The sequence below is a fragment of the Brachyspira pilosicoli genome (assembly GCF_019402445.1).
Classification (GTDB): domain Bacteria; phylum Spirochaetota; class Brachyspiria; order Brachyspirales; family Brachyspiraceae; genus Brachyspira; species Brachyspira pilosicoli_B.
On sequence record NZ_SRZM01000403.1, the window covers coordinates 1 to 1596 of the forward strand.

1 protein-coding gene is annotated in these 1596 nt (G+C 24.9%); it reads left to right on the forward strand.

Annotated elements, in window-relative coordinates:
- Positions 1 to 370: 370 nt before the first annotated feature.
- Positions 371 to 1372 (forward strand): NADP-dependent oxidoreductase, encoded by a 1002-nt coding sequence (locus tag E6A48_RS11410; RefSeq protein WP_219710435.1) that lies wholly within the window; start codon positions 371 to 373, stop codon positions 1370 to 1372.
- Positions 1373 to 1596 lie beyond the last annotated feature (224 nt).

Consider the following 1596-nt stretch of genomic DNA (forward strand, 5'->3'; position numbering starts at 1 on the left):
AATTATTTTATCATATATATTTTTCAATTCTAATATATAGACACTTTTTGTCAATGTAAATATATGTTTATAGAATTCTTAACGCACGGTGAATGCCTATATATAATCAAAATAATATTTATAATTAGTTCATTTTTATCATTTAGTTTAGCGTGCGGCAGTATGAATTTTGATAAAAAAATCATGGAGTAGTTTAAAAAACTCTAAAATATATTCGTTTTGTAAACTACAATATATGTTTTATATGTATTATTATATACACAAACATTATTGTTACTGTATTAGTAACAATAAATTCTTCAAATTTTATATTGATTTATATAACATATAAATTTATTTTTATAAAAAAAAACAAAAAAGGAGATATTATATGAAAGCTATCCAAATTAAAAAATATTCAAAAGATATAAATCTAGAAGTTGCAAATATTCCAATTCCTAATATTTCTGACAATGAAATATTAATTAAAGTAAAAGCTGCGTCAGTAAATCCTCTTGAAATATTAATATTAACGGGTTCTGTAAGACTTATACAGGATTATAAAATGCCATTAACATTAGGCAATGAATGTTCTGGAATAGTTGAAAATATAGGCAAGAATGTAACCGATTTCAAAGTTGGAGATAAAGTTTACACTCGTCTTCCTATATCTAAAATAGGAGCTTTTGCTGAGTATGTTGCAGTAGATAGTAAATTCGTATCAGTTATGCCTAGAGATTATGATTTTATTACATCTGCAGCAATACCGCTTACAGCTCTCACAGCCTATCAAGCATTTACTGAAGAATTGGAAGCTAAACAAGGAGAAACTGTTTTAATAACAGGAGGCTCTGGAAGTTTTGGCGAGCTTGCTGTTCCAATTGCAAAATATTTGGGCTTAAATGTTATAATTTCTGGTAATGAAAGATTAAAAGAACATTTTATTAATTTAGGAACAGATAAATATATTAGTTATAATAAAGAAAATTACTCTGAATTAGTTTCAAATGTTGATTATGTAATAGATACGCTTGGAGCAAATGAATTTGACAAAGAATTATCTGTATTAAAAAAAGGTGGACGACTTTTAAGTTTAAGAACTAGCCCAAATAAAAAGTTTGCTGAAGATAATAAACTTTCTTTCTTCAAAAAATTATTATTTTCTCTTGCTGGTTATAAATATGATAAAAAAGCAATGAAAGATGAAAAAGAATATCGTTTTATGTTTGTACGTGCTGACGGAGAACAGCTTCGTAAAATTACAAAAATTGTAGAAGATAAAAATATAAAGCCTAAAATATATTCTACAGTATTTAATATAGATAATGCATCAGAAGCTTTAAAAACTGTTATCAAAAAACATACAGATGGAAAAATAATAATATCTATATAATTAGCTTTATATTACTTTTACGTACGGTATGCAGATTTTATAAATAATTGAAGTTATAATTTAAAATAAACAAATATTTATAATTCCACTATCCGTGCGGTGAATATTTTTAAATTTAAATAAATTTAGGGTGGGTATTAAAACAAATGTATTAAATTAATAAGAAAAATAATATAAAAACAACTTATAAAATAAAAAAGCCTAAAGGGTGGGCAGATGTAATT